The sequence below is a fragment of the uncultured Collinsella sp. genome (assembly GCF_959026545.1).
Classification (GTDB): domain Bacteria; phylum Actinomycetota; class Coriobacteriia; order Coriobacteriales; family Coriobacteriaceae; genus Collinsella.
This window is the reverse complement of record NZ_CAUFLV010000010.1, coordinates 1-15,972: the sequence shown is the minus strand read 5'-3', so window position 1 is coordinate 15,972 and position 15,972 is coordinate 1. Positions and strand designations below refer to the sequence as shown.

Below are 15,972 nucleotides of genomic sequence, written 5' to 3'. Positions count from 1 at the left end.
GTATCTCCAGGATTTACTTGACGCCCTTGATGAGCGCGATGAAGACGAAGCCAACCACGACAAGAACGATCGCGACGGGGAAGGCCATGAAGTAGGAGCCGGTGGCGACCACGATGGACGATGTGACAATGGGTCCAAGAATCTGGCCGATGGTGTTGGCGATGTTCAGGATGCCGAGGTCCTTGCCAGCTTCTTCCTTGCTTGGGAGAACGTCAACGTTCAGCGCTTGGTCAACGGAGGAGTAGATGCCGTAGCCCAGACCGGCGAGCAGTGCGAAACCGTACATGCCCATGACGGACTTGAGGATCCACGGCGCGGCGATGCCAACGGCGATAAGCAAGGTGGCGACCGCGATGATGGGCTTACGCGCGCCGATCTTGTCGGATATGGCGCCCGATGTCAGTGAGGAGATGAGGGAGACCACCATGATCACAACGGACATGGAAGACAGGACCGCTCCCGCCTCGGCAACGGGCAAGCCGATGTACTTCTCGAGAATGTAGAGCTGGTAGCCATTGACGCAGAAGTAGCCAAAGATGAGGAGCAGACGACCGACCAGGGCAAGGTAGAAGTTGCGGCAGTTCTTGGTGGGCGGAACGAACATCTTGAGGAGCGAGACGAGGTTCAGCTCCTCCTTCTTCTTCTCGCCATCCGCCAGCGCGGCAGACTTCTCACGAGGCCAGATGATGATGGCGAGGATGCCGGTGAGCAACCAGGAGACCGTGCCGACCACAAAACCGGGGACCGGGTTGGAGAGGAACTGCGTGCCGATGATGGTACCGACGGACTGACCGGCGGTGGCACCGCCGCCGTAAAACGCCGAGAGCGTGCCGCGCTTATTGAGCGGGATGCGGTCGGACAGCACCGCCACGGCGGGCGCAAGCATGCAGTTCAGACCGATCTGGAGGACGCACCACGACGCGACGATCATGGGAAGTGTGGTGGCAACCGAAGTGCTCCAGAACGCGGCACCGCAGATGAAGCCGCCCACCACGATGAACGGCGTGCGCTTGCCAAAGCGAGAGTGGCAGTGGTCGGAAAGGGCGCCGAACACGAGGTTCGACACGAGCGCGAACACGGAACCGACGGAGTTCATGGTCGCCAGAATCGCCTCGGGCTGACCGATTCCCAAACCGTTAAAGCGCTCGGGGAACAATACGTTCGAGCCGATTGTGCCGGACATCATCCACATGACGCCGAAGATGATGAAACCGATCATGAAGCGCCATGTCTCCGTTTTCGGCATGGGCTTTCCCGTGTCGGGGGCAATGACATTCTCGTCAAACGTCGCTGTTGCTGTCTGCTGGGCCATGAGATTGGCTCCCTTCGAAGTGGTGATGCGCAAAAGGAGGCGCACCCTCGAAGCCACAAGGAGGGGTTCTGCCTTGGATTCGAGGACGATCGGGAGAGAGGTTGCGATCTGGGATGCGCCAGCACGTTACTTACTGAGTACTAAGTAACTTACTATCTGCATAGTAAGGTTACTTAATACTCAGTAAGTACTTATCTATGCAAGCGGTATGAATCCCTAGGTGAACGGCATATGCTCTCCACGAAAGCAGAGTGCGGCGTCAACCATTCGCACGAATTTCAGCTAGCATTGGGAGGGCGCGGGCATATTCCCACCCGCGCCCACTTGAGGAGAACCACGAATGACCGAAGCATCCCCCAAAAAATCTGTGCGCACCGCAGCGAAGCGCAGCGTCGCCGCACAGGAACGCCTCGACCAAATCGTCCAGGCTGCCGTCCGCCTTATCAACGAGCGCGGCTACACCGGCATGTCCCTCCAGGCGGTCGCCGATGCCGTAGGCATTAGCCAGCCCGGCGTCTTGCATTACGTGGGCAGCAAGCACGGACTGCTCCTAGAAGTGATCCGACACTACTACGATCGCTGCTCATCGGCCGATGACTATGTTTCGCTCTTTGCACCCGGCGGGGCCCTCGAGGGACAGCAGCCGAAAATCCCCGAGTACTGCCGCCTCGTCGTTGCCGAGAACAACAACCAGCCGGAACTCGTCATGCTGTTCCAAACGCTTAACACCGAGGGCATGAGCACGGCGAGCCCAATGCACGACTACTTCAATAAGCGCTCGAAGAACATCACCGACCCGGAGCAGAAGATTGCATGGAGCGTGCCGGAGGGGGTCAACGCGCACGACACGTTCTCCTGCGCCATGGCGGCGATGTACGGCCTTGAGGGGCGCTGGGTTGCCCGTCCGGATGAAATCGACTATCCCGCAGAATGGGCCAAATTCGAGGACGTTCTCTTCCCCCTCCCCTTATGGGAGGGTTATCGATAACGGCGCGGTAACTTTTCGCAACATCGAAATCGGCAGAAATTGAGTTAACTCTACGCTCCAAGCTCCGTGATGGGTATGACATAGACGCCACTCGGCATTTTCCACGTATATGATGCCTTGCCGACGAGCACCGCCAAAAACGAAGGGTCTGCATTGCGCGCCGCTGGGTTGCGAGCGATTTTATCCCTCAAGCGTAGCAAGTTCGCCTCCGCTGCGGGCACCTTTTCTTCGCTCAACTTGACCTCGAATGCCCCCCACCTCCCATCAGGCAGTTCGACAACAATATCCACCTCAAGCCCGTCAGCGTCGCCGTAATAGGAAACGATGGGATTCGGCATTGTGCCCAATGCGGTGCTGTACACGCGAACGTCACGAAGGCACAGCTCCTCGAATAACGTACCGAATGTCTGCGTCTCGCGTAACAAGCGCTCGGGAGACATTCCCAGCAACGAAGCGGGCAGTGAGGGATCCGTAAACGTGCGTTTTGGCTTTGAGCGAATCCTGGACTTAGATTTGATAGGAGCGTCCCAGCCAACCTGGTTTTCTATAAAATACTGGTCCTCGAAAAACGAGACGTAGGGTTCCAGCTCACTTTGAAAATACGATGCTGCGACACCCGATGGCACAACTCCCTCATGCAAATCGGCGTACATCGTGCGATACGTCAGGGACGTCCCCATGTTTCGCGCCAGCGACGATGCGCATCTCCGAGCCATGCGCGAATCAAGTCCGGCCTTTACCGCGCTCACAGAAAATAGTGCATCCAGGTATTGCGCCGCGATATCTCCGACCAGTTCATCATCGCCCTCGAGCGCCGCGGGCCATCCACCTCGGCAAATCGCATAGGCAAGCTTGCGTACATCAGTCGATGCCACACCGCCAACAAACTGGCCTTCGAACAATCCACGAAGAGAGACCGCCCCCGTTGACTCCCCGCTCTCGAATAAACTCATGGTGCGCATGGGGACCGTCGCTATCCTCCCTGCACCGCTGTGCGAGACTTTACTCTTATCGACCGTCGAGGAACCCGTCAACAGATACATGCCACGCTTGTTGCCATGCTCGTCTACGCTTCGCCGCACCGCGTCCCAAACTGTCGGAACGTCCTGCCATTCATCAATCACATGGGGGAGCTGCCCTTCGAGTGTTAGAGATACGTCAAGCTCCGCCATACGACGAGTGCCCGCATCGTCCAAATGAGCTATGCTCGCCGCCTGTGCCATGCTCGACCATGTTTTCCCGCAGAACTTCGGACCGGCAACCTCCACGGCGCCGAATGCCTTCATCCTCCGTTCGATAATCGAATCTGTCAGTCGAGGCAAATATCCGGAAGGCTTAAGACCCATACATATCACCTCCGCGTGAACGGGCAATGAATTTAGTATAAATAATTTTCGAGCGACTTTTATCGAATTTTCGAGCCTATTTTTCTGAAAAATCGAGCCATTATTTCTGAATTTTCGAGGCACGTCAGTCACGAACGCGCTCAGTTCGCGAAATGATTGACCCGCACGGCAAGAAGCCCCAGCGCACTTGGCACTGGGGCTTCATTACTTCGTTGCGGCATAGACAACTGTCAGACAAGCAAACCGCCTAATGCGCGGCCGGCTTGAGGATCACCAGCGCGTCGTGGCCGAAGGGATGCTGCTCGACGCGCGTCGTCCCCGTCTGGGCGTCCACGCGCATGGGCAGATGCGCCACGCGCTTGTCCTCGAGATCGAATGCGATCGCCTCCATATCGGCAAACGGCCCATGGAGCTTGAGCGCCGTCGTACGCGGCAGGTAGGCGACCACGCGATCGCCCACGCGCGCAACGCGGATGGCCTCGCGGGCATCGTCCAGCAGCTCCTGGGCGGGCACGACCGCGTGACGGCCGCCCTCAGTTAAGGAATTGAGCACGTGGGGCACCATGCCATAGTCCCACACGCCGGGGAACTGCAGGCACTCCTGCCAACGGAACGGCATGTCGAAGCCCTCGCCCAGCACCGACCCTCTGCTCTGTGCCGTCTGCCAGTTCCATACGCCGTGCGCGCCGTACGTCAGACCCGCCGCGGCGCCCGAGAGGATGCCCGACCAGGCACTTGCGCGACAATCCTGGGCCGTGAAGCGCCAGTACACGTTGCGGCTCGCGCCCATCTGCTCGTAGCAGGGCTCTGAATTCAGCAGGGGCTTTTGGGGATAGGTCGCACGGAAATCCTCGGGAAGCTTCCATGCCTCGTTCTGGCCCTCGTAATTATGGCCGGGCTGATACATGTAGAAGTCCAAACGATCGATGAACCGCTCGGGAATCGTGCGGTTGGCACGGTTGATGTGCATGCACCGAAGGGCGTTCGGCGCCAGCTCGCACACGGCGGAAAGGCCCTCCTCGTAATAGCGAATCGCCTCGTCCGACTTGAAATCCGTGTCTCCCGTGACCACGTAGACGGGATCGAACTCGCCAAGATGCCTCACGACGCACTCGATATGGGGGCGGATCTCGTCGAGCGGCATGACGGGCGCGCCGAGCTTCTGCGCGATCATCGACCCCCACGTACCCGGGATGTAGTTGCACCACAGCAAGACGAGCGCCGGGCGGATACCATGCTCGACCGCCATCCGGCACATCTCTCGGGCGCGCTCCCAATACGCCTCGTTGGGGACAGACCAGTCGAACACCGTCCCGTCCTCGCTGGAGTACGGGTAGATGCCGAGGTCCGGGCGGCAGCGATCCCACTGCGGAAGCGTATTGATCTGCAGCACGTTGATGCCCTGCTCAGCGCGACGCGCGAGGTAGTACTCCCAATCGGACGGCTCGATGCTGGTGAAGGCGCTCCAGCACGTATCCGCCAGCCAAAACCATGGCTTCCCGTCGAGCGTGAATCCGTCCTTGCGGTCATTCACCGCGAGCTTGCCAAGTTCCATGCGATTCCCTTCTCTTCTCGACCCGTACCCGCACCCGTACCCGTAGTCGAATTATCGGATAGCAGATTCGATAACGAAAGCCCCGCCGGGCGGATGCCGAGCGGGGCCCTGAGTCAATGTAGGCGAGCGGTGGGGGCCATCTCAGCCTACTCAGATATGCGCGTTACACGCTAGGCGAGAGCCGGAGCCTCTTCCTCGTCCATCTCGGCGAGCTCCTCCTTGGAGAAGCCGGCGACGAAGACGACGGCAGCGGCGATGACAAAGGAGATTGCCATACCGACGATAGCCCAGACGGTGTTCATCTGGCCACCCTGCAGGTAGTTGGTGAAGACCAGGAAGTTGGAGGCACCGCCAGCGAGGTAATAGGTAACGCCCATGAGGCCGGAGAACACAGCGCCGATGGCACCGCCGATGAACATACCGAACATGGTGCGACGGAAGCGCATGAGGATACCGAAGAGTGCGGGCTCGGTGACGCCGCCGGCGATGGCGGAGATGACGTAGCCCAGGGCAAGACCCTTCTCGTCGGGGTTCTTCATCTTGAGGAAGGCACCGAAGGCGCAGCCCCAGACGGCGGCCATGGCGCAGTTGGTGGACACGAAGACGAACGGATCGTAGCCGGCGGCGATGATCTGAACCTGAGCGAGCAGGATGACGGGCATGTGCATGCCGCAGACCACGAAGAGCTGCCAGAAGGCGCCGAGGACGGCCATGACGAGCAGGATGCCGACGCCACCCATGTCAGCAAGACCAAAGAGGGCATTGGCGATGAGGCTGCCGATCTCGTTGCCGAGCGGGGCGAGGACGATGAAGGCGATGGGGATGGTGACGATCATGGTGCAGAACGGCGTGAAGACCGTGGAGAGCACGTCGGGCATGACCTTCTTAAAGAACTTCTCGACGAAGTAGAGGACAGGCACCGAAAGGATGATCGGCAGGACGGACTGCTGATAGTTGGCAGCGGCGATCTGGATCCCGTAGACGGAGATGATTCCGCCGCCATCCTGGGTCGCGACGCTCACGACGGACGGGGCCATGAGGGCGCCACCGAGGAGCATACCCAGAACTGGGGAGGCGCCGAGCTTCTTAGCGGCGGCATAGCCCAGGTAGATGGGGATAAAGGTAAACGTAGCCTCGTACAGGGTGGTGTAGAGGAACGTGTAGGTCGGATCGGTGTCGGAAAGGACGCCGATCATGGTGGGGCCGAGAACCGCAGCGATGGTGCGGAACAGACCGCCGGCCATGAGCAGCGGAATCAGCTGGGTCATGGAGCCCGACAGATAGTCGAGGATGATGTTCGGCAGATTCTTGAGCTCGAACTTCTCCTTGGGAGCATCGAGGTTCTCGTCGACCGCGGCACCCTGCTTGACGCCGGACATGGCGACGAACTCGGCGAGCACCTTGGGCACGTTCTGGCCGATGATGACCTGGAGCTGGCTGCCGGCGAACTGGCAACCCAGAACACCCTTGACCTTCTTGATCTTCTCCACGTCGGCCTTGTTGTTGTCCTTGAGCGTCAGACGCAGACGCGTCATGCAGTTGGTGGCGACGGAAACATTCTCCGCACCGCCCACGAGCTCGAGGACATCGGTGGCAATCTGCTTGTTATCTACTGCCATGGGACCCCTCCCCATATCATCGTGTGCCTACTCGTTTGGGCGTAGGCACGCCTTTGGCTCGGCGACTATAACCCCTTACGGCCACCGAACCCTTGGATACGCTGTCGTAAACAATGTGTTTACTAAACGTTTGCAGGCTTTAGTTTACACGGAGACCCTAATTTGTGGCAATTTTGCCGTCTATAGTCCGGTGAACGGTAGGAAATCGGGGGTGAACGAAATTGAATGGCAGGGGATTGCCTATTTGTCGCTTTATCGCTATATGGCTATTTACGTGGTCTTTTACTTTGATTGACGCCTCTGCACTATGTTTACTCATCAACAAAAGCCCTGATAGATAGTGTTAAACGATTGTTTAGTAGTTTGTTGAGTGTTCATTTAGACCGTTTACCGAGTTCATCTGCTTGTTCTGTAATTCTGCATTACACTAAACATGTTTAGATTGTATTGCCGCAGATGTTTACCACTCTCGGCGCAAAGGAGATAGCTCATGGAACTCAAATCGTGTACCTACGCAACCGTCACCACCTTGGGCGACTTTGGCCCCTGGATTAGCAAGGTTGTGCTCGACCTGCCGTGCACCGTTCGCGCCAACGATATCGATGCGCGCACCTTCCATATATATGTAGAGCGCCACGAGCGCACGGGCGAGGTCCTCATGCGCAAAGAGCGCGGCGCCGACCACGCCGCACCTTCCGTAGGCTATGTCGAGGTACTTGCCGCCTATCCGTGCGATGAGTGCGGACGCAAGCTCGCCTTTGGCACCCATGTGGCGCTCGAGATCGCCGAGCAGCGCCTGACCAAGAAGATCGAGAGCAGCGTGATGGGCTCGCGCTTGCTCGATAACCAGCTGCGCATCGTGCAGCTCGAGGCCCTTCCCGGCAACGACGGCGATGACCCCACCTGCGGCCTGGTCTTTGACACCTGCAGCGGCGACATCTGCCCCGCGCTCAAGGGCTGGAGCAATGCCACGCAAAAGACCGTCGTCAACGGCATCGCGCTCGAGTACGGCTTCTTTGAGCCCAGCTTTAAGGCCGAGGACTCCGCCTGCTTCAACCCCTTCGCGCCCGAGACGACAGTCGTGCCCCAGAAGGCCCCGCTCGTGGTGTACCTGCACGGCGCTGGCGAGGGCAAGGGCGCTACGCAAGGCGAGGGCGCCACGCGCGCTTATATCGGCAACCGCGTGACGGCCATCAGCCAGGCGCAGATCCAACGCTACTTTGGCGGCTTTGCCTGGGTGCTCGTGCCGCAGTCGCCCACGTTTTGGATGGACAACGGCACTGAGCAGCTCGGCCACTCCAACCAGAGCATCTACTCCCCCGTCATTAAGGCGCTCATCGACGAGTTTGTCGCCGAGCATGCCGACCGCATCGACACCGACCGCATCGTGGTCGCTGGCCTTTCCAACGGCGGCTTTATGACGCTGCGCCTGTGCGCCGACTACCCCGATTTCTTCGCGGCGGGCCTTCCCTGCTGCGCGCCGTGGTACAACGCCACGGACGAGGACGTGACCGCCCTTGCCAAGACGCCGCTGTGGTTTACGCACTCCAAGGGCGATGAGCTCGTGATCCCGCAGGAGACCGTGCTGCCGCTCACGGCTCGCCTGCGCGCTGTCGGCGCCAACGTGCACCTCACGTACTTTAGCCATGTCGAGGACCTGACCGGGCGCTACCGCGAGGCCGACGGCTCGCCCAAGAAGACGTTCAACCATGGCGTGTGGATCCACCAATTCAACGACCTGTGTTATCAAGACTTCGACGGGGGCAACGTACTCATCGACGGCGAGCCGGTGGGCTGCTGGGAGTGGTCGGCCAGAGTTTCGAGGTAACCATCCCATCGGGGGCCCTGACCTTTAGTTTTGTAAACGTCCTCGCGCATGAGCCCCGCTTATCCTGCTCCTTCGGAGCATCGGATAAGCGGGACCCGCGCTGCGGAATGTTTACAAAACTAAAGGTCAGGGCCCCCTAAGTTAACGTTGTTCGAAACGCTAGTCGGCCGCTTCCGGCGGGCCGCCGGGTCGCGGGCGATGGGGGCGTGGGTCCCGTCTTGTCTTGCGCGTAACTGGCTGAAATGATCTTGATTGGAGCTGTTCTTATGTCCCAGAAGTTGACTCGGGTGATTGTTACCACCGATATGGAAGTCGACGATATGAACTCGCTCGTTCATTTGGCTCTGTATCTTAATTTGCTTGATGTTGAGGCTGTGGTGTATACGGCTTCGCAGTATCACTTTCTTGGGGATGGCGTCCATACGCTCGGCGAGGTGAATCCGCATTGGCGGACTAAAGGGCGTCGCTCTTATGAGTGGAATGTTGTGCCACATGAACCTGATCCCACGGCTGGGGAGCTTCGTGAGTATCGACCGTTTCCTGAGCATTGGATCGAGAGCCTCTGGAGCAATGAATATGCCCAGGCTTGGCCTCAGCTGCAGGCTAATGCGGCCGCTGCCGGTGAGCCGCCGTTTCCTTCGCCGGCTCAGATGATTGAGCGTACCTTTGTGGGCAACGTTGCCTTTGAGGGCGACGTGCGTGAGGAGACTGAGGGTTCGCGCGTGATTGCTCAGGCAATCTTGGATGATGACCCGCGTACGCTTTGGCTGCTCAGCTGGGGCGGCATGAATACCATTGTTCGTGCGCTCATGAGTATTGCCGAGCGCTATCGCGATACGCCCGAGCGGCCTTCCGTGCAGCAGCGTGTCTATCAGAAGGTGCGCGTGATGGGCGTTGCCGATGGCGTGGGGCAGGACAATTCTTGGCTCGACCATGGGCATGAGCTCTTCCCCGAGCTCACGTTTTGGTGTGTGCCCTATATGTATGGCGGCTATGTCGATGCCAAGATGGCTCAACCCGATACGCTGCCGCTGTTCCAGGCTCCCTGGCCCGAGCAAAATCTCACGCAGGGCAACGGTCCCCTTATGGCGCGCTATATGCTCTATGGCGATGGCAAGGTGTACGAAAACGAGCCCGAGAGGTTCCAGTTTGGCAAGCATGCCCGCTTGGATTGGGGCTTAGAAGGCATGCCCGCGATGCAATTTGAGCGCGGCGATTTTATGGCCGAGGGCGACTCGATGACCTATATTCCGCTGCTGCCGTTTGGCCTGCGCGGCATCGATAACCGCGACTTTGACACGTTGCTCGGCCGTATGTTTTTGGACGGGCATCCCGACTCAGATGCGCCTGCCGGTTTTGCTGCCATAGGTACGCCCGTCGATGGCAATCCTAATCCCTATCTGCGCGCCTACCAGGAGGACTTCGCAGTCCGCGCGCAGTGGTGTGCCCATGAGCCCGCGGTCTGTTCGCATCCGGCATACGTTGCCGAGGTCACGGGCGACATGAGCGCCGCGGCCGGCGAGCGCGTTGCTCTTGCAGCGACCATCGTCGACCCCGATGGCAGGGGCTTCGACGCGCACTGGGATGTCGCCGTGGAGCCGTCGCGCTATGCAGGCGCTCAAGACCTGTCGCTGTGGCAGAAATGCGCGACGGACGCCACGTTCACCGTACCCGCCGACGCGCAGCCCGGTGACCGCTTCATGCTCACCCTCAGCGTTAAAACCCGCGCCGAGCGCCCCTGCACCCGCTACGCCCAGGTCGCCATCACCATCGCGTAGCAAGCGGCGGCCCCCACATTCGGCATGGAGTGTCTCCAACTGCTACCCATTTAAGTACGTCCCCAATGACTACCCAAAAGTTGCGGTGGAATAGTTCCTGTTTGGCCTTCTAAGGCCCCCATTTAGGAACTATTTCACCGCAACTTAGTTGGGAATGAAAAATGGGCCATGTGTCCCAGTTGTGGAGACCTCTTGAGCCGTCTGGGTATCGTGAAAGATCGCGCGCTCCCCCATCATCAAAAGTGACACACGCTACCTGTTGATGGGAGGCAATCATGGGCTTCTTTGACAAGATGTTCGAGAAGAAAGAGTGCGCGATTTGCGGTACCGAGCTGGGACTTCTAGGTAAGACCAAGATCAATGAAGGCTACCTGTGCAAAGAATGCGTCGTCAAGCTCTCTCCCTTCTTTGGAGGCTATCGCTCTAGCACCGCGGACGACATTCGCGAGCAGCTCGCCTATCGCGAGGCCAATGCCGAGCGCCTGGCATCGTTCAACCCCACGCGCACGCTCTCGGCCGGGCGCACCAATATTATGCTCGATGAGGACGCGGGCCTGCTGATCATTACCTCGCAGACGCGCTGGCGCGACGCCAACCCCGACATCATCGAGTTTTCGCAGGTGCTCGGCTGCGATATGGATATCGACGAGCACCGCACCGAGATCTATCGCGAGACCAAGGACGGCGAGCGTGAGAGTTATGACCCGCCGCGCTACGACCTGGATTACGACTTCAATCTGACCATCCACGTCAACACGCCGTACTTTACCGAGATCGACCTGCGCGTGAACGACTCCACCATCGAGCAGCGCGGATCCATCGAGTACCGCGAGGCCAAGCGTCAGGCAACCGAAGTCCGCGACGCGCTGGTGCAGCTGCGTCAGGAGACGCGCGACAGCGTTGTTGCCGCCAAGGCCCCCAAGACCGTGGTGACCTGCCCCTTCTGCGGAGCCACCACCATCCCCGATGCCAGCGGGCGCTGCGAATACTGCGGCGGCGCCATCGGCGCATAGCCCCCGGCACGGAAAGGACCGATCATGGCCTTCGAAAGCGTTAACTATCAGTGCCCCGCGTGTGGCGGCCCGCTGCATTTTGCCAGCGCCGAGCAAAAGCTTGTCTGCGACTACTGCGACTCGCGCTTTGAAGTCGAAGAAGTCGAGGCTCTCTATCGCGAGCGCCAGGACAAGGCAGATGCCAAAGCCGATACGGCGGCCGCAACATCCAAGCCCGCATCCGACGATGCGGTGCAGGAACTGGCCCAAAACGCCGGCTATATCTGCTCGTCGTGCGGCGCCGAGCTGATCTCGGACGGCACAGTCGCCGTCTCCACCTGCCCGTACTGTGGCAACCCCGCCGTGGCACCCGGTCAGCTCTCGGGCGACTTCTCCCCCGACCTGGTGATTCCGTTTAAGCTCGGGCGCGACGATGTCTTGGCCGCGCTCAAGGAGCACTACAAGGGCAAGATCCTGCTGCCCAAGAGCTTTGTCACCGGCAACCACATCGACGAAGTCCAAGGCGTCTACGTGCCGTTTTGGCTCTACGGCGCCCGCGTGGACGGCGAAGTGTACTTTGACGCGACCAACGAGACCGTGACCGAGGAATCCGACCGTACCGTCACGACCACCGACCACTACGATGCCTACCGCAAAGGCAATATCTCGTTTGAGCGCGTGCCCGTCGACGGATCGTCCAAGATGCCCGACGGCCACATGGATGCCATCGAGCCGTTTGACTACGACGCGCTGCGCCCGTTCTCGGTCGCCTACATGCCCGGATACATCGCCAACCGCTACGACGAGGACTGCGAAACCTGCAAGGCCCGTGCCGAGCGCCGCATGGAAGAGAGCACGATCTCGGCCCTGCGCGAGACCGTTATCGATGAGTACGACGATGCCTCAGTCGAGAGCAAGCAGCTCGACTACACCTGGGAAGACAGCGACTACGCCTTGTTCCCCGTCTGGATGCTCTCCACCTCGTGGAACGGCAAGAGCTACCTGTTTGCCATGAACGGCCAGACCGGCCGCATGGTCGGTGAGCTCCCCTGCTCCAAGCCCAAGCTCATCATCGCCTCGCTGCTGTTCTTTGTGATCGGATTTATCCTCTCCCAGATTCTCTTTATGGGCGAATACGCCTTCGATCCGGATTACCTCACTTTTGATATCGAGGGCATCCTCATCAACATTGTCGCGCCGCTGATCATCGTGATCATCGGAGACGTGCTGCTGGTAGGCCAGCTCAAGACAGCCAACGAAGCGACCCACGCCGACGAGTACTGCGGCGAGCTCGACCTTGTCGAAAAGCACGACACCTTCAGCCACACCGAGACCACCGTTGTCATGAAGGACGACAAGGACGACTAAGCAATCCGACCAATACCACCCGGACTTTGACGAGAAAGGAAGATCACCATGGGACTCTTGAAAGCTGGATTGGGAGCTGCCGGCGGCGTCATGGCCGATCAGTGGAAGGAATTTATCTACTGCGAATCGGTGCCCGCTGACGTCTTGGCCTGCAAGGGCGTTAAGCGCACCGGCGGCCGCAGCTCCAACACGCATGGCGAGGACAACGTCATCTCCAACGGCTCCGTCATCGCCGTCAACGACGGCCAGGGCATGCTCGTGGTGCAAAACGGCAAGATCATCGAAGTCGCGCTGGAGCCCGGCGAGTTCGTCTTCGATACCGGCAGCGAGCCGAGCGTCTTTAGCTGTTGTGTGCCAATAGGTTGTTTACACCCACAATGCGCGACATGGGCGGCAGGCCCCCGCACGCGCTGTGCGGACGCTCCCAATTGTAGCGCTCGATGAAGGCCGGGAGGGCGTCCGCCCTCCCGGCCTCGCTCTCCCATGCCCTTCCGTACTGCCACTCCTGCGCGATAGTGCGGTTCATCCGCTCCACCTTGCCGTTCTGCCACGGGCTGTAGGGCCTCGTGTAGACGTGCCGGACGCCGGCGGCGGCGAGCAGCTCGTTGAACTCGCCGCTGCGGTAGCCCGGGCCGTTGTCGGTCATGACGCGCTCCACCGTCAGGCCGAGGCCTGCGTAGAAGCGCAGGGCCCGCCGCATGAACGCCGCGCAGGTGCCCTTCCGCTCGTCGGGCAGCAGCTCGGTGAATCACCCCCGTTTCCGTTGACACGTCGAGTTCCGTTTCGGCATGATGTGCCAAACGGGGAACGGAGGGAGAGATGGGACACCCGTCACCCAAGTACACCGCCGAGTTCAAGCAGCGGGCGGTGGAGCTCTACCGCGAGCGCGGCTGCACGTACGCCGAGCTCGCCCGCGAGCTCGGCTGCGACGCCGGCAGCATATCGGACTGGGTCAGGAGGGCCGACGCCTCGGGGGCCGCCCCCGACCGGAACCCCTTCCAGATGGCCGAGGAGCCGCGCGGGCCGAGGCGCGAGAACGACCGCCTGGGGACCGAGAACGAGATACTTTTAAAAGCCAGCGCCTTCTTCGCCAGCCGTCAGCTGTAGGCGCGGCCGCGAAGAGGGCCAGGTTCGCGTCCATATCGGCCAACGAGGGCTCCCGGAGGGTCTCGGACATGTGCCCGGCGCTCGGGGCGGCCGGGCAGGGCCACTGCGCGTGGAGGCGCAGGGGGCCGAGCGCCCGCGATCTCGGGGACGCCGGGCCCGCGCGGCTGATCCCGGAGGCCTGCGAGTCGAGCAGGGGCATCTACGGCGCCCCGAAGGTGCACATGGAGCTGCTGCGCCGCGGGGTGCGCACGTCGCGCAAGCGCGTGGCGCGCCTCATGCGCGACAACGGCCGGCCCGGCACCACGCGCGGCTGCGCGAGGAGGCCGAAGGGGACTCCGAAGGCAGCCGCGCCGCAGGCCGGGGCCGCCCCCGACCTGGTGGGGCGCGACTTCACCGCCGACGGCCCCGACAAGGCCCGGTTCGCCGACATCACCTACGTGCGCACCCGCCGCGGGTGGCCCTGCCCGGCGCTCGTGATGGACATATGGCCCGGGAGGGCCGTCGGCTGGTCGATGTCCGACCGCATGGACGCCGGGCCGGCCGACGACGCGCTCAAGACGGCGATCGCCCGCAGGAGGCCGCCCGCCGGCTGCACACGCCACTCGGACCACGGGTCGCGGTACGCGTCGCTGCGGCTCGGCCGCACCATGAGGGAGAACGGCATCAGGCCCTCGACGGGGGCGATCTCCCCGCCGTGGGACGACGCCGCGATGGAGTCGCCGATGGGCCCCGTCAAGGCGGAGCGCGCACGCGCGCACCGTCGAGAGCCGCGAGCAGGCGGCGCCGGAGACATTCGAGTTCATAGAGTGCCTCTACGACCGGGTGCGGACGCACTCCGCGCTCGGCTACCTCAGCCCCGAGGAGTTCGAGGCGAGGAACCGGAAAGGCGCCGCCGTCGCGGCGTGAGGAAGTGTAAATGGAATCGGGGTAGATTCAGATTCAAGTCGACCATCAGGCGCGACATGCCCTCGGGCCTCGTCGAGGCCGTCGACCGCATGGACGCGGCGGGGCGCCGCCAGACGCTGCGCTCGATATCCCGCGCCGCGGAGGCATCCGGCTTCGAGGCCGCCTGCGGGGCGGCGCTGCGCGTCGTCGAGGGCGGCCGGGCGCCGGACGACGCGACCGTGAACGTGCTCGCCAGGAGGATCGCCGCCGGCGGCGCGGAAGCCGAGGGCGGCGCCGACCTCGGCGTCTACGACGGGTTCCTGAGGGGAGGCGCGCGCCATGCCGGCTAGCGACGGACTCGCGCGCAGGGTGGTCGATGCGGGCAGGCGCTGCTCGCTCACCACCTCGGTGCTCGAGGAATGGGCGCGACGGGGCACGCCCAAGCAGGTCGAGTACCTGGCGGGCTACCTCGAGGCGGAGCGCGACAGCCGCGACGCCTCCAGGCGCGCCCAGCTGCTCAGGCGCTGCGGGCTCCCGGCGCCCAAGACCTTCGACGGCTACGACTGGACGGCGGTGTCGTGGCCCGACGGCCTCGGCCGAGAGGACCTGCTTTCGCTCTCGTTTCTCGAGCGCCGGGAGGACCTCGTGCTCATGGGAGACGTCGGCACGGGTAAGACCCACATGGCGAGCGCCCTGTGCCAGCTGGCCTGCGACAGGCGCCTGGAGCCCCGTTTCTTCACCGCGTCGTCGCTGGTGATGCGCCTTCGCCGCGCCCGCGACGAAGGAAGGCTCGACCGCGAGGCCGCGCAGATCGGCCGCGCGGCCCTGCTCGTCATCGACGAACTCGGCTTCCTGCCGCTCGATGCCGACGGGGCGCGGCTCGTGTTCCAGGTCTTCGCCGACGCCTACGAGCGCCAGTCGGTGGTGATCACGACGAACCTGGAGTTCTCCCGCTGGGGATCGGTCTTCGGGGACGACCAGATGGCGGCTGCGGTCATCGACCGCATCGTGCATCACGGCAGGCTCGTGCAGTTCAAAGGAGAGTCGTACCGCGTACGCCACGCACTCATGTAGGGCGGGCTGCTCAAAAATGGTGCGCACATTCCGTGCGCGCCCTGCTCAGATTTTACTGCCCATTCGGGGCTGCGGCGGAAAAGTTGGACCGTTCCCTACGCTGCAAGTCCCAGGCTCCGA

Annotated in this window: 14 protein-coding genes and 2 pseudogenes; 11 read left to right on the top strand and 5 right to left on the bottom strand. The window is 61.6% G+C overall.

All coding sequences use genetic code 11. The features are described from left to right. Positions 1 to 13: 13 nt before the first annotated feature. Positions 14 to 1,312: an MFS transporter gene (locus tag Q5Q88_RS05965; protein ID WP_302742288.1), complete on the bottom strand. Its 1,299-nt coding sequence runs from the start codon at positions 1,310 to 1,312 to the stop codon at positions 14 to 16. Positions 1,313 to 1,652: 340 nt separating this feature from the next. Between Q5Q88_RS05965 and Q5Q88_RS05960 the strand changes: the two genes are divergently transcribed. Next, positions 1,653 to 2,300, top strand: a complete 648-nt coding sequence (locus Q5Q88_RS05960; protein ID WP_118652451.1) for a TetR/AcrR family transcriptional regulator — start codon at positions 1,653 to 1,655, stop codon at positions 2,298 to 2,300. A 50-nt stretch (positions 2,301 to 2,350) separates the two neighbouring features. On the opposite strand, the gene Q5Q88_RS05955 is transcribed toward Q5Q88_RS05960, so the two are convergent. The 3 genes from Q5Q88_RS05955 to Q5Q88_RS05945 form a co-directional block, all read right to left on the bottom strand. Continuing rightward, on the bottom strand, positions 2,351 to 3,646 hold the full coding sequence (locus Q5Q88_RS05955; RefSeq protein ID WP_294123616.1) for an ATP-binding protein: 1,296 nt from the start codon (positions 3,644 to 3,646) through the stop codon (positions 2,351 to 2,353). 247 nt (positions 3,647 to 3,893) lie between these two features. Further along, positions 3,894 to 5,201, bottom strand: coding sequence for a DUF4038 domain-containing protein (locus tag Q5Q88_RS05950; RefSeq protein WP_302742287.1), 1,308 nt, complete (start codon positions 5,199 to 5,201; stop codon positions 3,894 to 3,896). 170 nt (positions 5,202 to 5,371) lie between these two features. Beyond that, positions 5,372 to 6,820: a PTS transporter subunit EIIC gene (locus Q5Q88_RS05945; protein ID WP_276674049.1), complete on the bottom strand. Its 1,449-nt coding sequence runs from the start codon at positions 6,818 to 6,820 to the stop codon at positions 5,372 to 5,374. Between the two features lie 490 nt (positions 6,821 to 7,310). Between Q5Q88_RS05945 and Q5Q88_RS05940 the strand changes: the two genes are divergently transcribed. The 5 genes from Q5Q88_RS05940 to Q5Q88_RS05920 all read left to right on the top strand — a co-directional run bounded on the left by Q5Q88_RS05940 (position 7,311) and on the right by Q5Q88_RS05920 (position 13,230). After that, positions 7,311 to 8,648 (top strand): prolyl oligopeptidase family serine peptidase, encoded by a 1,338-nt coding sequence (locus tag Q5Q88_RS05940; RefSeq protein ID WP_302742286.1) that lies wholly within the window; start codon positions 7,311 to 7,313, stop codon positions 8,646 to 8,648. A gap of 266 nt (positions 8,649 to 8,914) precedes the next feature. Continuing rightward, positions 8,915 to 10,426 (top strand): nucleoside hydrolase-like domain-containing protein, encoded by a 1,512-nt coding sequence (locus tag Q5Q88_RS05935; RefSeq protein ID WP_302742277.1) that lies wholly within the window; start codon positions 8,915 to 8,917, stop codon positions 10,424 to 10,426. Between the two features lie 275 nt (positions 10,427 to 10,701). After that, the gene (locus Q5Q88_RS05930; RefSeq protein ID WP_302742276.1) at positions 10,702 to 11,439 is read left to right on the top strand and encodes a DUF4428 domain-containing protein; all 738 of its coding nucleotides are present in this window, start codon (positions 10,702 to 10,704) and stop codon (positions 11,437 to 11,439) included. 24 nt (positions 11,440 to 11,463) lie between these two features. Continuing rightward, positions 11,464 to 12,786: a hypothetical protein gene (locus Q5Q88_RS05925; RefSeq protein WP_276674045.1), complete on the top strand. Its 1,323-nt coding sequence runs from the start codon at positions 11,464 to 11,466 to the stop codon at positions 12,784 to 12,786. Positions 12,787 to 12,834: 48 nt separating this feature from the next. After that, positions 12,835 to 13,230: a hypothetical protein gene (locus tag Q5Q88_RS05920; RefSeq protein ID WP_302742275.1), complete on the top strand. Its 396-nt coding sequence runs from the start codon at positions 12,835 to 12,837 to the stop codon at positions 13,228 to 13,230. Here Q5Q88_RS05920 and Q5Q88_RS09280 read toward each other — a convergent pair. After that, complete coding sequence (locus Q5Q88_RS09280) at positions 13,127 to 13,522, bottom strand: integrase core domain-containing protein (protein ID WP_368076133.1); 396 nt, start codon at positions 13,520 to 13,522, stop codon at positions 13,127 to 13,129. The genes Q5Q88_RS05920 and Q5Q88_RS09280 overlap by 104 nt on opposite strands. A gap of 83 nt (positions 13,523 to 13,605) precedes the next feature. On the opposite strand from Q5Q88_RS09280, the gene Q5Q88_RS05915 reads away from it, so the two are divergent. From Q5Q88_RS05915 to istB, 5 genes and pseudogenes are all read left to right on the top strand, one after another. Continuing rightward, the gene (locus Q5Q88_RS05915; protein WP_302742274.1) at positions 13,606 to 13,893 is read left to right on the top strand and encodes a transposase; all 288 of its coding nucleotides are present in this window, start codon (positions 13,606 to 13,608) and stop codon (positions 13,891 to 13,893) included. Positions 13,894 to 13,901: 8 nt separating this feature from the next. Further along, positions 13,902 to 14,591, top strand: a pseudogene (locus Q5Q88_RS09275) (IS3 family transposase); the annotation flags it as partial. 64 nt (positions 14,592 to 14,655) lie between these two features. Beyond that, positions 14,656 to 14,799, top strand: a pseudogene (locus tag Q5Q88_RS09270) (IS3 family transposase); the annotation flags it as partial. Then, entirely contained in the window at positions 14,796 to 15,128 is a 333-nt protein-coding gene (locus Q5Q88_RS05910) for a hypothetical protein (RefSeq protein WP_302742273.1), read from the top strand. The pseudogene Q5Q88_RS09270 and the gene Q5Q88_RS05910, both read left to right, overlap by 4 nt. Then, on the top strand, positions 15,118 to 15,852 hold the full coding sequence (istB, locus tag Q5Q88_RS05905; protein ID WP_302742272.1) for an IS21-like element helper ATPase IstB: 735 nt from the start codon (positions 15,118 to 15,120) through the stop codon (positions 15,850 to 15,852). Before Q5Q88_RS05910 ends, istB begins: the two co-directional genes overlap by 11 nt. The last annotated feature ends 120 nt before the right edge of the window (positions 15,853 to 15,972 follow it).